This is a genomic window from Trabulsiella guamensis ATCC 49490, assembly GCF_000734965.1.
In the GTDB taxonomy this organism is placed as follows: Bacteria; Pseudomonadota; Gammaproteobacteria; order Enterobacterales; family Enterobacteriaceae; genus Trabulsiella; species Trabulsiella guamensis.
Genome location: NZ_JMTB01000085.1, coordinates 39497 through 55741 on the forward strand (window position 1 = coordinate 39497; position 16245 = coordinate 55741).

At 55.0% G+C, this 16245-nt stretch carries 14 protein-coding genes and 1 pseudogene; 7 read left to right on the top strand and 8 right to left on the bottom strand.

The features are described from left to right. Positions 1-161 precede the first annotated feature (161 nt). From thyA to rppH, 4 genes are all read right to left on the bottom strand, one after another. A complete protein-coding gene (gene thyA / locus GTGU_RS13250) occupies positions 162-956 on the bottom strand; it encodes a thymidylate synthase (RefSeq protein ID WP_038157806.1) in 795 nt (264 codons plus the stop codon). Between the two features lie 7 nt (positions 957-963). Beyond that, the gene (lgt, locus tag GTGU_RS13255) at positions 964-1839 is read right to left on the bottom strand and encodes a prolipoprotein diacylglyceryl transferase (RefSeq protein WP_038157808.1); all 876 of its coding nucleotides are present in this window, start codon (positions 1837-1839) and stop codon (positions 964-966) included. 193 nt (positions 1840-2032) lie between these two features. Further along, a complete protein-coding gene (ptsP, locus tag GTGU_RS13260; RefSeq protein ID WP_038157810.1) occupies positions 2033-4279 on the bottom strand; it encodes a phosphoenolpyruvate--protein phosphotransferase in 2247 nt (748 codons plus the stop codon). A 12-nt stretch (positions 4280-4291) separates the two neighbouring features. Next, on the bottom strand, positions 4292-4822 hold the full coding sequence (gene rppH / locus GTGU_RS13265; RefSeq protein WP_038157812.1) for an RNA pyrophosphohydrolase: 531 nt from the start codon (positions 4820-4822) through the stop codon (positions 4292-4294). Positions 4823-5275: 453 nt separating this feature from the next. Here rppH and GTGU_RS26670 point away from each other — a divergent pair. The 5 genes and pseudogenes from GTGU_RS26670 to GTGU_RS13285 form a co-directional block, all read left to right on the top strand. After that, positions 5276-5362: pseudogene (locus GTGU_RS26670) on the top strand (hypothetical protein); the annotation flags it as partial. Between the two features lie 144 nt (positions 5363-5506). Beyond that, positions 5507-6196, top strand: a complete 690-nt coding sequence (mutH, locus tag GTGU_RS13270) for a DNA mismatch repair endonuclease MutH (RefSeq protein WP_038157814.1) — start codon at positions 5507-5509, stop codon at positions 6194-6196. A 58-nt stretch (positions 6197-6254) separates the two neighbouring features. Beyond that, entirely contained in the window at positions 6255-6968 is a 714-nt protein-coding gene (locus GTGU_RS13275; RefSeq protein ID WP_038157815.1) for a TerC family protein, read from the top strand. A 122-nt stretch (positions 6969-7090) separates the two neighbouring features. Beyond that, a complete protein-coding gene (locus GTGU_RS13280; RefSeq protein ID WP_038157816.1) occupies positions 7091-7309 on the top strand; it encodes a YgdI/YgdR family lipoprotein in 219 nt (72 codons plus the stop codon). Positions 7310-7419: 110 nt separating this feature from the next. Then, positions 7420-8460 (top strand): NADP(H)-dependent aldo-keto reductase, encoded by a 1041-nt coding sequence (locus GTGU_RS13285; RefSeq protein WP_038157817.1) that lies wholly within the window; start codon positions 7420-7422, stop codon positions 8458-8460. A gap of 37 nt (positions 8461-8497) precedes the next feature. Here the strand turns inward: GTGU_RS13285 and lplT are convergent, their stop codons facing one another. Both lplT and aas read right to left on the bottom strand, forming a co-directional pair. Next, a complete protein-coding gene (lplT, locus tag GTGU_RS13290) occupies positions 8498-9691 on the bottom strand; it encodes a lysophospholipid transporter LplT (RefSeq protein ID WP_038157818.1) in 1194 nt (397 codons plus the stop codon). Next, a complete protein-coding gene (gene aas / locus GTGU_RS13295) occupies positions 9684-11843 on the bottom strand; it encodes a bifunctional acyl-ACP--phospholipid O-acyltransferase/long-chain-fatty-acid--ACP ligase (RefSeq protein WP_038157819.1) in 2160 nt (719 codons plus the stop codon). The genes lplT and aas overlap by 8 nt, the downstream gene beginning before the upstream one ends. 425 nt (positions 11844-12268) lie before the next feature. On the opposite strand from aas, the gene galR reads away from it, so the two are divergent. Then, positions 12269-13285, top strand: a complete 1017-nt coding sequence (galR, locus tag GTGU_RS13305; protein ID WP_038157821.1) for an HTH-type transcriptional regulator GalR — start codon at positions 12269-12271, stop codon at positions 13283-13285. On the opposite strand, the gene GTGU_RS13310 is transcribed toward galR, so the two are convergent. Continuing rightward, positions 13246-13722, bottom strand: a complete 477-nt coding sequence (locus tag GTGU_RS13310) for a GNAT family N-acetyltransferase (protein WP_038157822.1) — start codon at positions 13720-13722, stop codon at positions 13246-13248. The two genes, galR and GTGU_RS13310, sit on opposite strands and share 40 nt — an antisense overlap. A 202-nt stretch (positions 13723-13924) precedes the next feature. Here GTGU_RS13310 and GTGU_RS13315 point away from each other — a divergent pair, with 202 nt between their 5' ends. Further along, on the top strand, positions 13925-14953 hold the full coding sequence (locus GTGU_RS13315) for a LacI family DNA-binding transcriptional regulator (RefSeq protein WP_038157823.1): 1029 nt from the start codon (positions 13925-13927) through the stop codon (positions 14951-14953). On the opposite strand, the gene lysA is transcribed toward GTGU_RS13315, so the two are convergent. Beyond that, positions 14923-16185 (bottom strand): diaminopimelate decarboxylase, encoded by a 1263-nt coding sequence (gene lysA, locus GTGU_RS13320; RefSeq protein ID WP_038157824.1) that lies wholly within the window; start codon positions 16183-16185, stop codon positions 14923-14925. The genes GTGU_RS13315 and lysA overlap by 31 nt on opposite strands. Positions 16186-16245 lie beyond the last annotated feature (60 nt).

The following is a 16245-nucleotide window of genomic DNA, read 5'->3' on the forward strand; positions in this document are numbered from 1 at the left end:
TATGTGAAGCACGCGAGAGTAATGCGAAAGGCGATGTTCTGTTTTACGAGGCGTTATCCGCGATTTCCACGGTGTTGCACAGCGTTGCAGGAAAAGTGGAAGCCGCTTTCAGCGGATAAAAAAACCGGCACACACAGGTACCGGTTTTCTGGCGGTAAGGGTTAAATAGCGACAGGCGCCTTGATACCCGGGTGCGGATCGTAGCCTTCAATCTCGAAATCGTCGAAACGATAGTCGAAGATAGATGCCGGCTTACGTTTGATGACCAGCTTCGGCAGCGCGCGCGGTTCGCGGCTCAGTTGCAGGTGTGTTTGATCCATATGGTTGCTGTACAGGTGTGTGTCACCGCCAGTCCAGACAAAATCACCTACTTCAAGATCACACTGCTGCGCCATCATATGTACCAGCAGCGCATAGCTGGCGATGTTAAACGGCAGGCCGAGAAAAACATCGCAGGAGCGCTGATACAACTGACAGGAGAGCTTGCCATCGGCAACATAGAACTGGAAAAACGCATGGCACGGCGCCAGTGCCATTTTGTCCAGCTCGCCGACATTCCAGGCAGAGACGATAATACGGCGTGAATCCGGGTCATTTTTGAGCTGGTTCATCACCGTGGTGATCTGATCAATATGGCGACCATCCGGCGTCGGCCAGGCACGCCATTGTTTGCCATACACCGGTCCTAAATTGCCCTGCTCGTCGGCCCACTCGTCCCAGATAGTGACGTTGTTTTCATGCAGGTAAGCGACATTGGTATCGCCCTGCAGGAACCACAGCAGCTCATGAATAATGGAACGCAAGTGGCAACGCTTTGTGGTCACCAGCGGAAAGCCTTCCTGCAGGTTAAAACGCATCTGGTGACCAAAAATGGAAAGTGTACCGGTGCCGGTACGGTCATTCTTCGGGGTGCCTTCATCAAGCACCTTCTGCATGAGTTCGAGATACTGTTTCATGTTTCCCTCAGGAGACGTGTTGCTGCGGGCGACGGCGGTACGCCCAGACCATCATGATGATACCCGCCAGCACCATTGGGATCGAGAGAATCTGCCCCATACTGATGTACTGCACCCACTCACCAGTAAACTGTGCATCTGGCTGGCGGAAGAACTCCACAATAATGCGGAATGCACCATAACCAATCAAAAACAGGCCGGACACAGCACCGGTCGGACGTGGTTTGCGGATAAACAGGTTGAGGATGATAAACAGAACAACCCCTTCCAGCGCCAGCTCATACAATTGGGAGGCATGACGCGGCAGCACACCATAGGTGTCGAAAGTCGACTGCCATTCCGGGTGCGATGGCAGCAGCGCGAGATCTTCAGCGCGGGAGCCCGGGAAGAGCATCGAAAAACGGAAGTTCGGATCGACGCGGCCCCACAGTTCGCCGTTGATAAAGTTACCAAGACGACCGCAGCCCAGCCCGAAGGGGATCAGCGGCGCAATGAAATCAGAGACCTGGAAAAAGGTGCGTTTAGTCCGGCGGGCAAAGATGATCATCACAACAATGACGCCGATCAGGCCGCCATGGAACGACATACCACCATCCCAGACGCGGAACAGATAGAGCGGATCATCAAGGAACAGCGGAAGATTATAGAAGAAGACGTAGCCGATGCGCCCGCCGAGGAAAACGCCCAGGAAACCTGCGTAAAGTAAATTCTCGACTTCGTTTTTCGTCCAGCCACTGCCCGGGCGATTAGCCCGACGCGTCGCCAGCCACATCGCGAAGACAAACCCGACCAGGTACATCAACCCATACCAGTGCAGAGAGACCGGTCCAATGGAAAAAATCACCGGATCAAATTCCGGGAAATGCAGATAGCCACTATTCATCTGTCACCACAAGTGCTTGTTATTCCGCCGAAAGTGGGTGGCGGTAGATGCGCGCAGCCGCACAGGTCGGCAGCTCCAAAGGTGCGAATAATAGCACAGGGCGATGCCGGACGATGCGGCTAAGATGTAAAAGATATGTATAGTCATGCGATGTAATGCCCTCTCCCGTAAAGGAAAGGGCACAACACCATGACTAACGACCGCCGCGGATCAAACCACCGAGACCGCGACGCTCCATAAACGCCGCGACCTGATGGCGTACCTCTGCCGTTTGTAAGGCTTCCAGACCGCGCTGTGCGAGGGTTTGCGCCTCTTCCAGCTCGATATGCCGCAGCAGATACTTCACGCGGGCAACGGAACGTCCGTTCATCGACAGATGCCGGTATCCCATCCCAAGGAGGATCGTCACACACATTGGGTCTCCCGCCATTTCACCGCAGAGGCGTAAGTCGATGCCGTACTGCTCGGCGTCGCGGGCAATAATCGCCAGCGCCCGTAACACCGCCGGGTGAAGACTGTCGTAGATGCTTGCCACGCGCGTATTGTTACGATCAACAGCCAGTATGTACTGGGTCAGATCGTTGGTGCCGACGGAGATAAAATCGACGCGGCTCGCCAGATTGGGCAGCATAAATACCATCGATGGCACTTCCAGCATCACGCCAACACGCGGTTTAGGAATGGCGTAGCCGATCATCTCTTCGACTTCGCGCCCTGCGCGGTCGATCAGACGCCGCGCTTCGTCCACTTCTTCGATGCTGGTTATCATCGGCAGCAGGATACTGAGATTGCCAGTGGCCGCATTGGCGCGCAGCATTGCGCGCACCTGCACCAGGAAGATCTCCGGCTGATCGAGCGTCACGCGGATCCCGCGCCAGCCGAGACAAGGGTTTTCCTCGCTGATAGGCATATAAGGCAGTTGCTTATCCGCACCAATATCCAGCGTACGCAGCGTGACGGGCTTGTCGTTGAACATCTGCAACATGCCCTGATACTGCGCCACCTGTTCCTCTTCGGAAGGGAAACCGCTTTGCAGCATGAACGGAATTTCGGTGCGGTACAGGCCGATGCCGTCAATACGGCTACCCAGCTTTTGCTCATGCTCCGGGCTAAGACCGGCATTGAGCATCACTTTAATGCGTTCGCCGCTTTTCAGCTCCGCCGGGCGTTCAACGTCATCTTCCGCAATCCGGCTAAGTTCATTCTCTTCGGTGATGAGGCGTTGATATTCCTGCAGCAACACCTGTTCAGGGTCGACCAGCAGTTCACCGCGATAGCCATCAACGATAAGCATACGGCCATGCAGTACCGAAGGCTGGATATCGGCACCCATCACGGTGGGAATACCGAGCGCGCGAACCATAATGGCGGCGTGTGAGTTGGCCGCGCCATCGCGAACCACCACGCCGGCTAAACGATCCTGTGGTACTTCGGCCAGTGTGGTGGCTGACAATTCATCCGCCACCAAAACAAAACGCTCGGGCCAGGCATTCGGCCCCTGAATGGAATCATCAAGATGGAAGAGGATCCGTTGACCAAGTGTGCGCAGATCCCCCGCGCGTTCCTTGAGATAGCCATCACTCAGAGCGGCAAACTGTTCGGCAAATTTTTCGATGATTGTTTTAACGGCCCATTCGGCGACCGATCCGTTATCAACTTCCGCGAACAACTCACGGCGTAGACGGGCATCAGACAGCAGGTGGGAATAAAGATCAAAAATCGCCGCCGTTTCTTTTTGCGCTCCCGCCGCATAGCGTTTGCTGTAGCGACGAAATTCATTCGCCGCCTCTTCCAGCGCACCGGTCAGCCTCTCACGCTCAAGCGCCGTGTCGAGCGTCGAGGCCTGATAAACCTGCTCCATCAGGGGCAGAGTCGCGTCCATCCAGCCGGAGGCTATTGCCACGCCAGGCGCGGCAGGTAAAGCACGGATCCGCGTCTGGCGATACTGACCAAACAGTGCTGTTAACTGTGATTGCGACAAAATGGCAGCCATCTGGGTGGCTAGCGTGACCAGGAACGACTCTTCGCTTTCGTCGTACTGACGCAACTCGCGCTGCTGAACCACTAACACGCCAAGCAGTTGTCGTCGCTGGATAATCGGCACGCCGAGGAACGCGCGGAAACGCTCCTCTTTGACCGAGGGGATATATTTAAAGCTGGGGTGTTTATGGGCATCGGCAAGGTTGATGGGCTCAGCCAGTCGCCCGACCAGCCCGACAATACCTTCATCAAATGCCAGCGTGATGGTGCGCCCGCGCGGTTTTTTTAACCCGCGGGTCGCCATTAAGTAGTAACAGCGCCGGTCGTGGTCGGCCAGATAAACCGAGCACACTTCAGTTTCCATTGCATGACAGATATCCGTCACCAGAATATCCAGCGCCTCGTTCAGGCGTGGAGCGCTGGCAACCTTCTCAACGATCTCTCGCAACCGGGTGAGCATAATCTGCGTCGCTTAACCTCTTTTACGTCGATAAGCAGGCGCATTTTGCGGCTTCGGCGTACTTTCCGAAAGCGACATTACAACGCTTGCGAATTCCTTCATGACCCGGCGGTATACGTCGCGTTTAAACGAAACCACCTGACGTACAGGATACCAGTAACTCACCCAGCGCCAGCCATCGAACTCCGGCGTACTGCTGGTTTGCATATTGACGTCCGCGTCACTGCTGATCAACTGCAAGAGAAACCACTTCTGTTTCTGGCCGATACATACCGGCTTTGTGTCCCAACGCACCAAACGTTTAGGTAATTTGTAACGCAACCAGTTGCGTGTCGAAGCGAGAATGCGCACATCTTTACGGCTCAGACCTACTTCTTCAAACAGTTCCCGGTACATCGCCTGCTCAGCGGACTCCCCCGGGTTGATTCCACCTTGCGGGAATTGCCAGGAGTGCTGACCAAAACGCCTGGCCCACATAACCTGACCCTGGCGATTGCAGATTACAATCCCTACGTTTGGGCGGTAGCCATCGTCATCAATCACCGGACTACCTCAAAATAAGCTTCAATGTGAATGATTGTTTCATACTACCTGGAAACGGTAAACCACTCTGTTACTGCCTTCGCACCGGATAACAATTGAATAACTCACAGTAAATGACAGAGTTATGAACAGCGAGCAGCACAACAACCGCGTTTTATTCACTTTTTCTGTGGATAGAGTTGTGAAGAAGTACGGAATTAACCCGGGAAAACCCGGAGTTGTCTGAATAAGTTATTCTGTGCTGATAAAAAGAAAATTATGATATTCATAATGTTAAATGTATTAAATGGCAATTTGCACAGCGTAACGTGACGTTCATCACACCGACGATCCTTTGGTTGATGAAAGATCGAGCAGCGTCGTTTTTATCCACAGATTGTGCCAATAAGTTAGGCACAATTTATTCGGAAATTCGATTTTCGTCGCACGTCAAGGCTGTAAATCAAAACAGTAGTGGGTGTTTTTCCCAGTTATCCCATTTTTCTGTGGATAACTGGGTGTAAGATCCTGTTCATTGTCAGTGACCAGTTTAGGAAAACTTCTTTTCCCGTTCCGGACCGCATCGCAGAAAACATAAAAAAAACGATATAAATCATAGCATTGGTCTGTTTATCCAAAAACAGGTAAACTCTGTCCACAGCGGCAAAAAGTGTCGTCTATTTTTTCGCCAAAAAGGTTTTTGTTATGTCTCAGCTCGTTCCACTCGCCATGCCACCGCAATCAGAAGCCCAGTTACTCGCCCAGGCACAACAACTGGCGGGCTTAACATTGGGTGAGCTGGCGACCCGAGCAGGGCTGCCGACGCCGCGGGATTTAAAACGGGATAAGGGCTGGATCGGGGTGTTGCTGGAGCGCTGGCTCGGCGCCAGTGCAGGCAGTAAACCTGAGCAGGACTTCGCCGCACTCGGCGTGGAGCTGAAAACTATCCCCGTAGACAGTCGTGGCCGTCCGCTGGAAACCACGTTTGTTTGTGTTGCCCCACTCACCGGCAACAGCGGTGTGAGCTGGGAAACCAGTCACGTCCGGCATAAGCTCAACCGTGTGCTGTGGGTACCCGTCGAAGGCGAGCGGGAGATCCCGCTGGCGGAACGGCGCGTCGGCGCGCCGCTGCTCTGGAGTCCTAGCGAAGAAGAAGAACAACAGTTGCGAATGGACTGGGAAGAGTTAATGGATTTGATTGTTCTCGGTCAGGTGGAACGCATCACCGCCCGCCATGGCGAAGTGCTGCAGTTACGCCCGAAGGCGGCGAACAGCAAAGCGCTCACCGAGGCCATCGGCGCCCATGGTGAGCTCATTTTTACTCTGCCGCGCGGCTTTTACCTTAAGAAAAATTTCACTGCTGCCCTCCTCGCCCGCCATTTCCTGTTGGGTTAGAGGCAGGCTGAAAAAGGACGTGTATAATAGAGCTTTTCGTTTTGGCAGGACTTAATAGATGTTGTTTGCATGGATAACCGATCCCAACGCCTGGCTGGCGCTGGGTACGCTGACGCTACTGGAAATCGTACTTGGGATCGATAACATTATTTTTCTCTCTCTGGTGGTGGCGAAGCTACCCACCGCACAACGGAACCACGCTCGTCGCCTGGGGTTAATGGCGGCGATGATCATGCGCCTGGCGCTGCTGGCTTCCATCGCCTGGGTGGCGAAACTGACAAACCCACTATTTACTGTGCTCAGTCAGGAGATTTCCGCCCGTGATTTAATTCTGCTGCTCGGCGGACTCTTTCTCATCTGGAAAGCCAGTAAAGAGATCCACGAATCGATAGAAGGCGAAGAAGAAGGGCTAAAAACCAACGTTCACTCTTTCCTCGGCGCTATCGTACAGATTATGTTACTGGATATTATCTTCAGCCTTGATTCTGTCATTACAGCGATAGGCCTGTCTGACCATCTGTTTATTATGATGGCGGCGGTTGTCATTGCTGTAGGGGTGATGATGTTTGCAGCGCGCCCGATAGGCGAGTTTGTTGATCGTCATCCCTCCGTCAAAATGCTGGCGCTCTCCTTCCTGATCCTGGTGGGCTTCACGCTGATTCTGGAAAGTTTCGATGTGCATGTACCGAAAGGATATATCTATTTCGCGATGTTCTTTTCGATTGCCGTGGAAAGCCTCAATCTTATGCGAAACAAGAAAAACCCACTTTAAGCAGCATTTATGCCCCCGAAATGGGGGCTTACATCCATTTTTAAGATTTTACCGCTTTTTACTGACCATTAATCAGGTTATTACTAGACTAACAGGAGTGCGGTCATATAAAGGGGTCAACGATGAAAAAATGGGCGGTTTTGATTTCTGCGGTAGGGATAGCGTTTGCCGTTTCAGGTTGCAGCAGTGATTACGTGATGGCGACCAAAGATGGTCGAATGATCCTCACGGACGGAAAACCTGAAGTTGATGACGACACGGGTCTGATCAGCTATGAAGATCAGCAAGGCAACAGAATGCAAATTAACCGCGACGACGTCTCCCAAATTATTAAGCGCTAAAAGAAAAGAGGTCAGCACTGCTGGCCTTTTTTGATCTTTTTACTTCCACTTTTTCTCCCCCTCTGCCATGTTTATATACCCTAAATAATTCGAGTTACAGGAAAGCGGCTATGCATTATCACCGTATCCCCCACAGCTCTCTGGAAGTCAGCACGCTGGGGCTGGGCACTATGACGTTTGGTGAACAAAACAGCGAAGCCGACGCCCATGCACAGCTCGATTATGCCATCAGCCAGGGCATTAACCTGATTGATGTCGCAGAGATTTATCCTGTCCCGCCGCGCCCGGAAACGCAGGGACTGACGGAAACCTTCGTCGGCAACTGGCTGGCGAAACACGGCAGCCGTGAAAAGCTGGTGCTGGCCTCAAAAGTCGCAGGACCGACGCGCAACAATGACAGCGGCGTGCGTCCCAACCAGGCACTGGATCGTAAAAATATCCGCGACGCGCTGCATGACAGCCTGAAGCGCCTGCAAACTGATTATCTTGATCTCTACCAGCTCCATTGGCCACAGCGCCCGACCAACTGTTTCGGCAAACTCGGCTATGAGTGGACCGAAACGCAGCCGGTCATTACCCTGCTGGAAACGCTGGAAGCGCTGAGCGAATTTCAGCGTGCCGGTAAAATCCGCTACATCGGCGTCTCCAACGAAACGCCGTTTGGCGTGATGCGTTATCTGCACCTGGCCGACAAGCACAATCTGCCGCGCATCGTCACCATTCAGAACCCCTACAGCCTGCTGAACCGTAGCTTTGAAGTGGGTCTGGCGGAAGTGACGCAGTACGAAGGCGTTGAACTGCTGGCGTACTCAAGCCTTGCCTTTGGCACACTGACCGGCAAATACCTGAACGGCGCGAAACCCGCTGGCGCGCGCAATACGCTGTTCAGCCGTTTTACCCGGTACAGCGGCGAGCAGGCGCAAAAAGCGGTGGCAGCGTATGTCGATATCGCAAAGCGGCATCAGCTCGATCCGGCACAAATGGCACTGGCGTTTGTTCGCTGTCAGCCGTTTGTCGCCAGCACGCTGCTCGGCGCCACGACACTGGAACAGTTAAAAACCAACGTCGAAAGTCTGCACGTTGAGTTAAGCGAAGACGTACTGGCAGAAATTGAAGCGGTGCACAAAGTGTATACCTATCCGGCACCGTAACGAAGATGACCCGGCCTGGGGGCCGGGTCATCTGTGATTAGCGACGGCGTCCCCAAATCCATAGCGCGGCAATCGCCAGCGCAAACAGCACGCCAAACCCGATGCCAACCCCAACGACCGGGATCCCCACTTTTACCGCCAGCGAGTACAGGCCAAGCATAATCAGCATTGCGCCGTTTTCGCCGAGATTCTGTACGGCGATTGCATTGCCCGCTCCGACAGTCTGCTTACCGCGCTCCTGCAACAGCGCATTCAACGGCACCACGAAGAAACCACCAAACACGCCGATCAGCAGCAATAACGCATACGCAGGCAACAACGCATGCTGAAGTGAAAAGACCGCCACCACGACGCCAATCAGGATCCCGGCAGGCATGCAGCGGGAGACAGTCTCCAGCGTCACCAGTTTTGCTGCCGCACCGGCACCGACGACAATCCCCATCGCCACCATCGCGTTGAGATATGTTGGCGTGGCGTTATCAACGATACCCAGCGCCACCGGCACCCACAGCACCAGTAAAAAGCGTAACGTGACGCCTGCGCCCCAGAACATACTGGTGCCGACGAGGGAAAAACGGGTTTCGCGATTGCGCCACAGCGTAGCCGTGGCGGAAAAGAAGCTCGCGGTCATCGCGTTAAAGCGCCACGACTGCCCCGGACGCGCCGCAGGCAGCCGGGTGATAAACAGGTTTGCCACCACCGCGCCCGCGTAAACCAGCGCGCAGGCACCCAACGCCACCAGCACGTGCCAGTCCGCCAGAAGACCCCCGGTCACCGAACCGAGCAGGATCGCGGCAATGGTCGAGGACTCCATCAGCCCGTTCGCTTTCACCAGTTTATCGCCGGTGGTCAGTTCACCGAGGATGCCATATTTGGCCGGAGAGTACGCCGCTGCCCCGACACCCACCAGCGTATAGCCAATAAATGGATTCACGCCGAAGCAGATGCTGGCCGCGCCGACCAGTTTCAGACCGTTGGCAAACATCATCACCCGACCTTTGGCGAAGCTGTCCGCCACCTGACCGACAAAGGGCGCAAACAGAATGTAAGCGCCCACAAACACCATTTGCAGCACTGGCTGGCTCCAGTCCGGGTAGAACTGCTCCTTCATCAGCGCCAGCGTGGCGAACAGCAGTGCATTGTCACCAAATGCCGAAAGAAACTGTGCGCAAATGACGGCCATCATCCCTTTCGACCACAGCGAGGTGTTAGTGTGCACTGACTCACTCATCGTGTTGTTCCGCCTCTTCAACCTGGGTTTTCAGGGTGACAAAATCCGGCTTGCCGCTACCCAGCACCGGTAGTTGTTTCATGTAACGAATATCGCGCGGCACCGCCAGTTCCGGCACGCCGTTTGCGCGGGCATAGTGCAGAAGTTTGTCACGGCTCAGTTCATTATCGGTGGTAAACAGCACCAGCGCTTCGCCTTTGCTGGCATCCGTTTTAATCACCGTGGCATGCATCCTGTCAGGTGAGACCGCCATCGCCATCTGCTCAACCACTTCCAGGGAAACCATCTCCCCGGCAATTTTGGCAAAACGTTTGGCCCGCCCCTGAATCTGCACGAACCCTTGTTCATCAAAAGTGACGATATCGCCGGTGTCATACCAGCCATTTTCCATTTCGCCATGCTGATTTTCCGCTGACGGCGTTTCCAGCACGCCCGGATTTTCCACCCGCAGATAACCGTTCATGATATTTGGCCCTTTGAGTTGCAAACGACCGCCCTCATCAATGCCCGGCACCGCCAGCAGACGCGCATCCATTCCGGGCAGAATACGGCCCACGGTATGCGGTTTTGCCGCCATCGGCACGTTGATGGAAACCACCGGCGCGCACTCGGTCACGCCATAACCTTCAAGTACCCGCAGACCGAACTTGTCCTGCCACAATTGACGTGTACTCTCCTGCAGCTTCTCGGCACCAGCCACCACGTAACGAATGCGAAAGAAATCATACGGATTGGCGAAACGCGCATAGTTGCCGAGGAACGTTGAGGTACCAAACATCACGGTACAGTTGCGGTCGTAGACCAGTTCCGGCACCACACGATAGTGCAGCGGGCTGGGGTAAAGGAACACTTCGGCGCCAGTCAGCAGCGGGGTAAACAGCCCGACGGTTAAGCCGAAAGAGTGGAACAGCGGCAGTGCGGACATAAAGCGGTCTTTCGCTGTGAAGTCGGCGATGGCTTTGATCTGCTCAACGTTCGCCAGAATGCTTTTGTGGCTGTGCACTACGCCTTTAGGGTGCCCTTCCGATCCGGAGGTAAACAGGATGATCGCCGCATCTTCCGGCTGCTGTTTCACCTGCGCCAGCCGAGGCATCAGCAGCCGCGAGAAGATCCACAGTTTGTCCGCCGTGGTGACATCCCCTTTCAGATCCTCAAGGAACACCCAGCGCACCTGCGTCAGTTGCTCGGTCAGAGGCCACAGTTTGCCCTTATCAAGGAACATCCGTGAGGTAAATATAGTTTTGATTTCGGCGGCGGTAATCGCGCTGGTCAGCCCTTTCACTCCGGCGGTGTAGTTCATCATCGACGGGATACGCCCGCGCGCCACAGCACCGAAAATCACCGCCGCGCTGATACCTGCGTTTGGCAACATCAGGCCGATTCGTTCCCCCGGCGCACTGTATTTATCGAGGATACGGCCAACGAACAACGTTTTGGTCAACAGCTTACGATAGGTATCAGGCTGAAAATTAATATCTTCCACGCAATTTTTGCGGGCACCGAAACGGGACTGCGCTGACAACAGCGCTTCATACAGCGTTTCGCGCGGACGCACCGCCATTCGGGCTTCCATCATGATCTGATGCAGCATCTCACCGGCAATTTTGCGACGGTCGCGGGCACGTGGCGCCTCCGGCATCGGGATGCGGGTCGGTGGCAGAATATGCAGGTGAATACGCGGGAACAGGCGCTGTTTCACCAGCCCTTTCAGACGGCTGAAATAGGTTAACTCAGCACCTTCAATGCGCACCGGTACGATGATCGCATTTGATTTCGCTGCCACAAACGCCGCGCCATCGTAAATTTTCATCAACGAGCCGGTGACGGAAATGCGGCCTTCCGGGAAAATCACCACCGGGCGGCCCTGCTCAATCAGACGCACCAGATGTTTGATGGTCATCGGTTTCGTCGGGTCGAGGGGAACAAAGTCGATAATCGGCTTCAGCCAGCGCATAAACCACTTTTCGCTGATCGAGGTATAGACGGCAAACACCGGGCGGATCGGGAGAAACAACGCCAGTAAAATGCCATCGATAAATGAGACATGGTTAGGCGTGATTAACACTTTATACTGGTAAAGCGCGTCGGTGTTACCTGTCATCCTGACGCGGAACAGCACGCGGCATAACAACCGAAAAAATCCAAAAAGCATATCAACTCCATTTGCCTGACGATGATTTCAGTGAAGGTTACACGAGAAGGTCGGGGAAATGCAGCGGGGCGAACGGAATTTTGGACAAAAAAAACCTGCGCATCTGCGCAGGTCGGTGCAAGAATAAAGTACAAAACCTGTACTGAAGAATCTCACCAATCAATACCTCTGGGACGATCAGAATATCAATCCGCTCGATGAGACCTCCAGAGAACATTCGCAACAGCCCTTCGCAAAGTGTAACTAAAGGTTTGAATTCACTTTTCCCGGTTTCAATTGCCGCCGATGCACTGTGTAACGATTACACCGATGAGACCGCGACGGCGTCACATTTGTACAAGGGTTCCTCCCCTTTCCCTTGAACACCGCCCTTTTTTCCGTAACACTGTGATGGTGTAAACGTTTTCCCATTAAGAAGGCATACTATGGCGACAATAAAGGATGTAGCCAGGCTCGCAGGTGTTTCTGTCGCCACCGTTTCCCGCGTCATCAACCACTCTCCTAAAGCCAGCGACAGCTCACGTCAGGCCGTGCTGTCGGCAATGGAAGAGCTCAGCTATCACCCGAACGCCAATGCCCGGGCGCTGGCCCAGCAGTCGACTGAAACGGTGGGGCTGGTCGTTGGCGATGTCTCCGATCCGTTTTTTGGCGCAATGGTCAAAGCCGTCGAACAGGTGGCTTACAATACGGGTAACTTTTTGCTGATCGGCAACGGCTACCATAATGAGCAGAAGGAGCGTCAGGCCATTGAACAGCTGATTCGCCATCGCTGCGCTGCACTGGTTGTACACGCCAAAATGATCCCTGATGACGAACTGGCCGGGCTGATGAAACAGATCCCCGGCATGGTGCTTATCAACCGCATCCTGCCTGGCTTTGAAAAGCGTTGTGTGGCGCTTGACGACCGTTACGGCGCGCATCTGGCAACCCGCCATCTGATTCAGCAGGGGCACACCCGCATCGGTTATATTTGTTCCAACCACCCCATTTCGGATGCAGAAGATCGCCTGCAGGGTTACTACGACGCCCTCAAAGAGAGCGGACTGCCGTGTCAGGATCGGCTGGTGACCTTCGGCGAACCGGACGAAAGCGGCGGCGAGCAGGCAATGATGGAGTTATTAGGCCGTGGCAGAAACTTTACTGCCATCGCCTGTTACAACGATTCAATGGCCGCGGGGGCGATGGGGGTACTGAACGATAACGGTATCGAGGTACCCGGTGACATTTCGCTGATTGGGTTTGATGATGTGCTGGTGTCACGCTATGTGCGCCCGCGTCTGACCACCGTGCGCTACCCAATCGTCACCATGGCGACACAGGCCGCTGAACTGGCGCTGGCGCTTGCAGAAAAACGCCCGTTACCGGAAGTGACGCACCTGTTTAATCCGACGCTGGTGCGCCGTCACTCGGTACTGTCCCCTGCCGACGGTGAGAGATCGTAACGATAGAGATGCACTGCGGTGGCCGGGTAATCCAGGCCATCGCCGAGGTATTGCCAGCCGAAGCGCTCGTAGAAATCCCGACAGGCCGAGTAAAGATGAAGTTGTACGTAGCCTTTCTCGCGGGCATAGTCGATAACGTAGCGCTGAAGTTTCCCCGCCAGACCCGCTCCGCGCGCTGTTTCAGCGACGTACAACGCCGCCATCCACGGCCATAAATCCTGACGACTGATTAAATCGCAGCGCCATAGCCCCACGGTGCCGAGCAGCGTATCGCCATCGGTGGCGATGAACGTCAGTGGCAGCGCGTCCGGCGTCTGACTGTGGCGAATAATGCTGGCGAAAAATTCCCTCGGCAGTGGATCGCCAAAGGCCTGCCAGAGCCAGTCAGTCACCTGCTCAGCAAAGTGGGGCGCGTCATACAGCGGCTGGATTTTCACGTCATCTCCTGGGGAAACGCGAGGTTGAGAGCGCTATTTTAGCAAATTTTCCGAAACCATCATCGCGGCGTTTGCTGACTCATCGCCGTGATTTCACAGCAAAAAGCGTGATCTTAGTCGTTTTTTAACACTTGAGGAAAGGCTTATGCGCCGGATAGCCTGTGATAAACTACCCATCATTTCGTGGAATCAGGGATCTACAATGGCAACAATGCTGGATGTCTCACTGCGCGCTGGCGTGTCGAAAGCGACCGTATCCCGCGTACTGAACGGCACAGGTCAGGTGAAAGAGAGTACCCGTCAGCAGGTATTTAAAGCGATGGAGGAGCTGGGCTATCGACCCAACTTTCTGGCGCGATCTCTGGCTAACCGTACCAGCAACAGCATTGGCCTGGTGGTCTCCACTTTCGACGGCTTCTATTTTGGTCGCCTGTTGCAACAGGCGTCGCGACAGACGGAATCCCACGGCAAACAGCTTATTGTCACCGATGGCCACGACACCCCGGAGCGCGAAGAGCAGGCAGTACAGATGCTCGCTGACCGGCAGTGCGACGCCATTATTCTCTACACCCGCTACATGAGCGAAAAAGCGATCATGGCGCTGGTCGACTCGATCCCGATGCCATTGGTAGTGATCAACCGTGATGTGGCGCAGGCCCGGGATCGCTGCGTGTTCTTTGAACAGCAGGATGCCGCATTCCAGGTGGTGGAATACCTCATCTCGCAGGGGCATCGCGACATCGCCTGCATCACCGTGCCCATTCACACCCCGACCGGGAAAGCGCGTCTGGAGGGTTACCGTAACGCGCTGAAAAAACATGGCATTCCGTGGGATGCGGCAAAAGTAAAATACGGCGATTCCAGCATGACGCGCGGTTATGAACTGTGCCGCGAACTGCTTACGGATAAAACCCGTTTCAGCGCCCTCTTCGCCTGTAACGACGACATGGCGCTGGGAGCGTCAAAAGCGCTGCATCAGGCCGGGCTGCACATTCCGCAGGATATTTCCCTGTTCGGTTTCGACGATGCGCCGAGCGCAAAATGGCTGGAGCCAGGGTTGTCGACGGTCTATTTACCCATCGACAACATGATTGTGACGGCCATTGAACAGGCGATTAAGCTCGCGAACCACCAGCAGATCGAAACGATCCCGCCGTTCACCGGTACGCTGGTACTGCGGGATTCGGTAACCGTCGGGCCTTACAGCAGCTCCAGCGCGATCAACTCCTGAATGGTCTGACGACGGCGAATCAGCCGCGCTTTACCACCATCAAACAGCACTTCAGGCAGCAGCGGACGGCTGTTGTAATTGGATGACATCGACGCGCCATACGCCCCGGTGTCGTGCAGAACCAGATAATCCCCCGGTACGACCGCAGGCAACGGTCGGGTTTCTACTTTGCCGCCTTCCTGTTGCGTGAAAACGTCGCCTGACTCGCACAGCGGGCCGGCCACCACCGTGTCGATCAGCGGCGCATGGCTCAGATCACGACCGTCCGCCGGTAACGCCGAAATGTGGTGATAGCTGCCGTACATCGCCGGGCGCATCAGATCGTTAAAGCCCGCGTCGATCAGCACAAAGTGACGACGCCCCATCGCTTTTACACTGCGAACCTGCGCCACCAGCACACCGGCCTCCGCCACCAGGAAACGCCCCGGTTCAATCTCCAGCTTCACCGGATGACCGAGATGCTTCGCGATTTTCTCCCGCGCGGCATTCCACAGACCGTAGTAGTGCTGCGTGTCGATGGTTTCGTCCCCTTCACGATAAGGGATGGAAAGCCCGCCACCGGCGGAGATGGCCTCCAGATCCTGCCCAAAGGCAAGCACTTGTTCCACCATCGCGCCGCACACCTGCTCAAGATGCGCATAATCCACGCCGGAACCGATATGCATGTGAATGCCCACCAGCTTTAGCTGATAGCGCTGGATGGCCGCCAGCGCCAGCGGCAGATCGCTATGCCAGATCCCGTGTTTGCTGTTCTCACCGCCGGTATTGGTTTTCTGGCTGTGACCGTGCCCGAAGCCTGGGTTGATGCGTAACCAGACACGATGCCCTGGTGACGCGGCACCCAGTTGTTCGAGCATATCCACCGAACCGGCGTTGACCGGGATCCCCAGTTCCGCCACCCGTGCCTGGGTTTCGTTGTCCAGCACGTCAGCAGTAAAGACGATGTCATCCGGACGGGTTTTCGGATCAAATCCCGCCACCAGCGCACGTTCAATTTCGCCCAGCGATACGGAATCCACCTTCACGCCCTCTTCACGCATCAATTGCAGAATGTGCACGTTAGAGCAGGCTTTCTGCGCAAAACGTACCACATCAAACTGGCTGAGCTGGGCGATTTGCTGACGGATAATCTGCGCGTCATACACCCAGACCGGGCAGCCAAATTCCGCAGGCAGGCGCAGCAGGTTTTCGGCATTAAGGCTGGTATCAGTGTTGTGCAGCGGGCGTGGCATGGCGGACTCCGGATATCAATCAATCATCAATTCTTCCGATTACGCCATAAAACGAAGGCA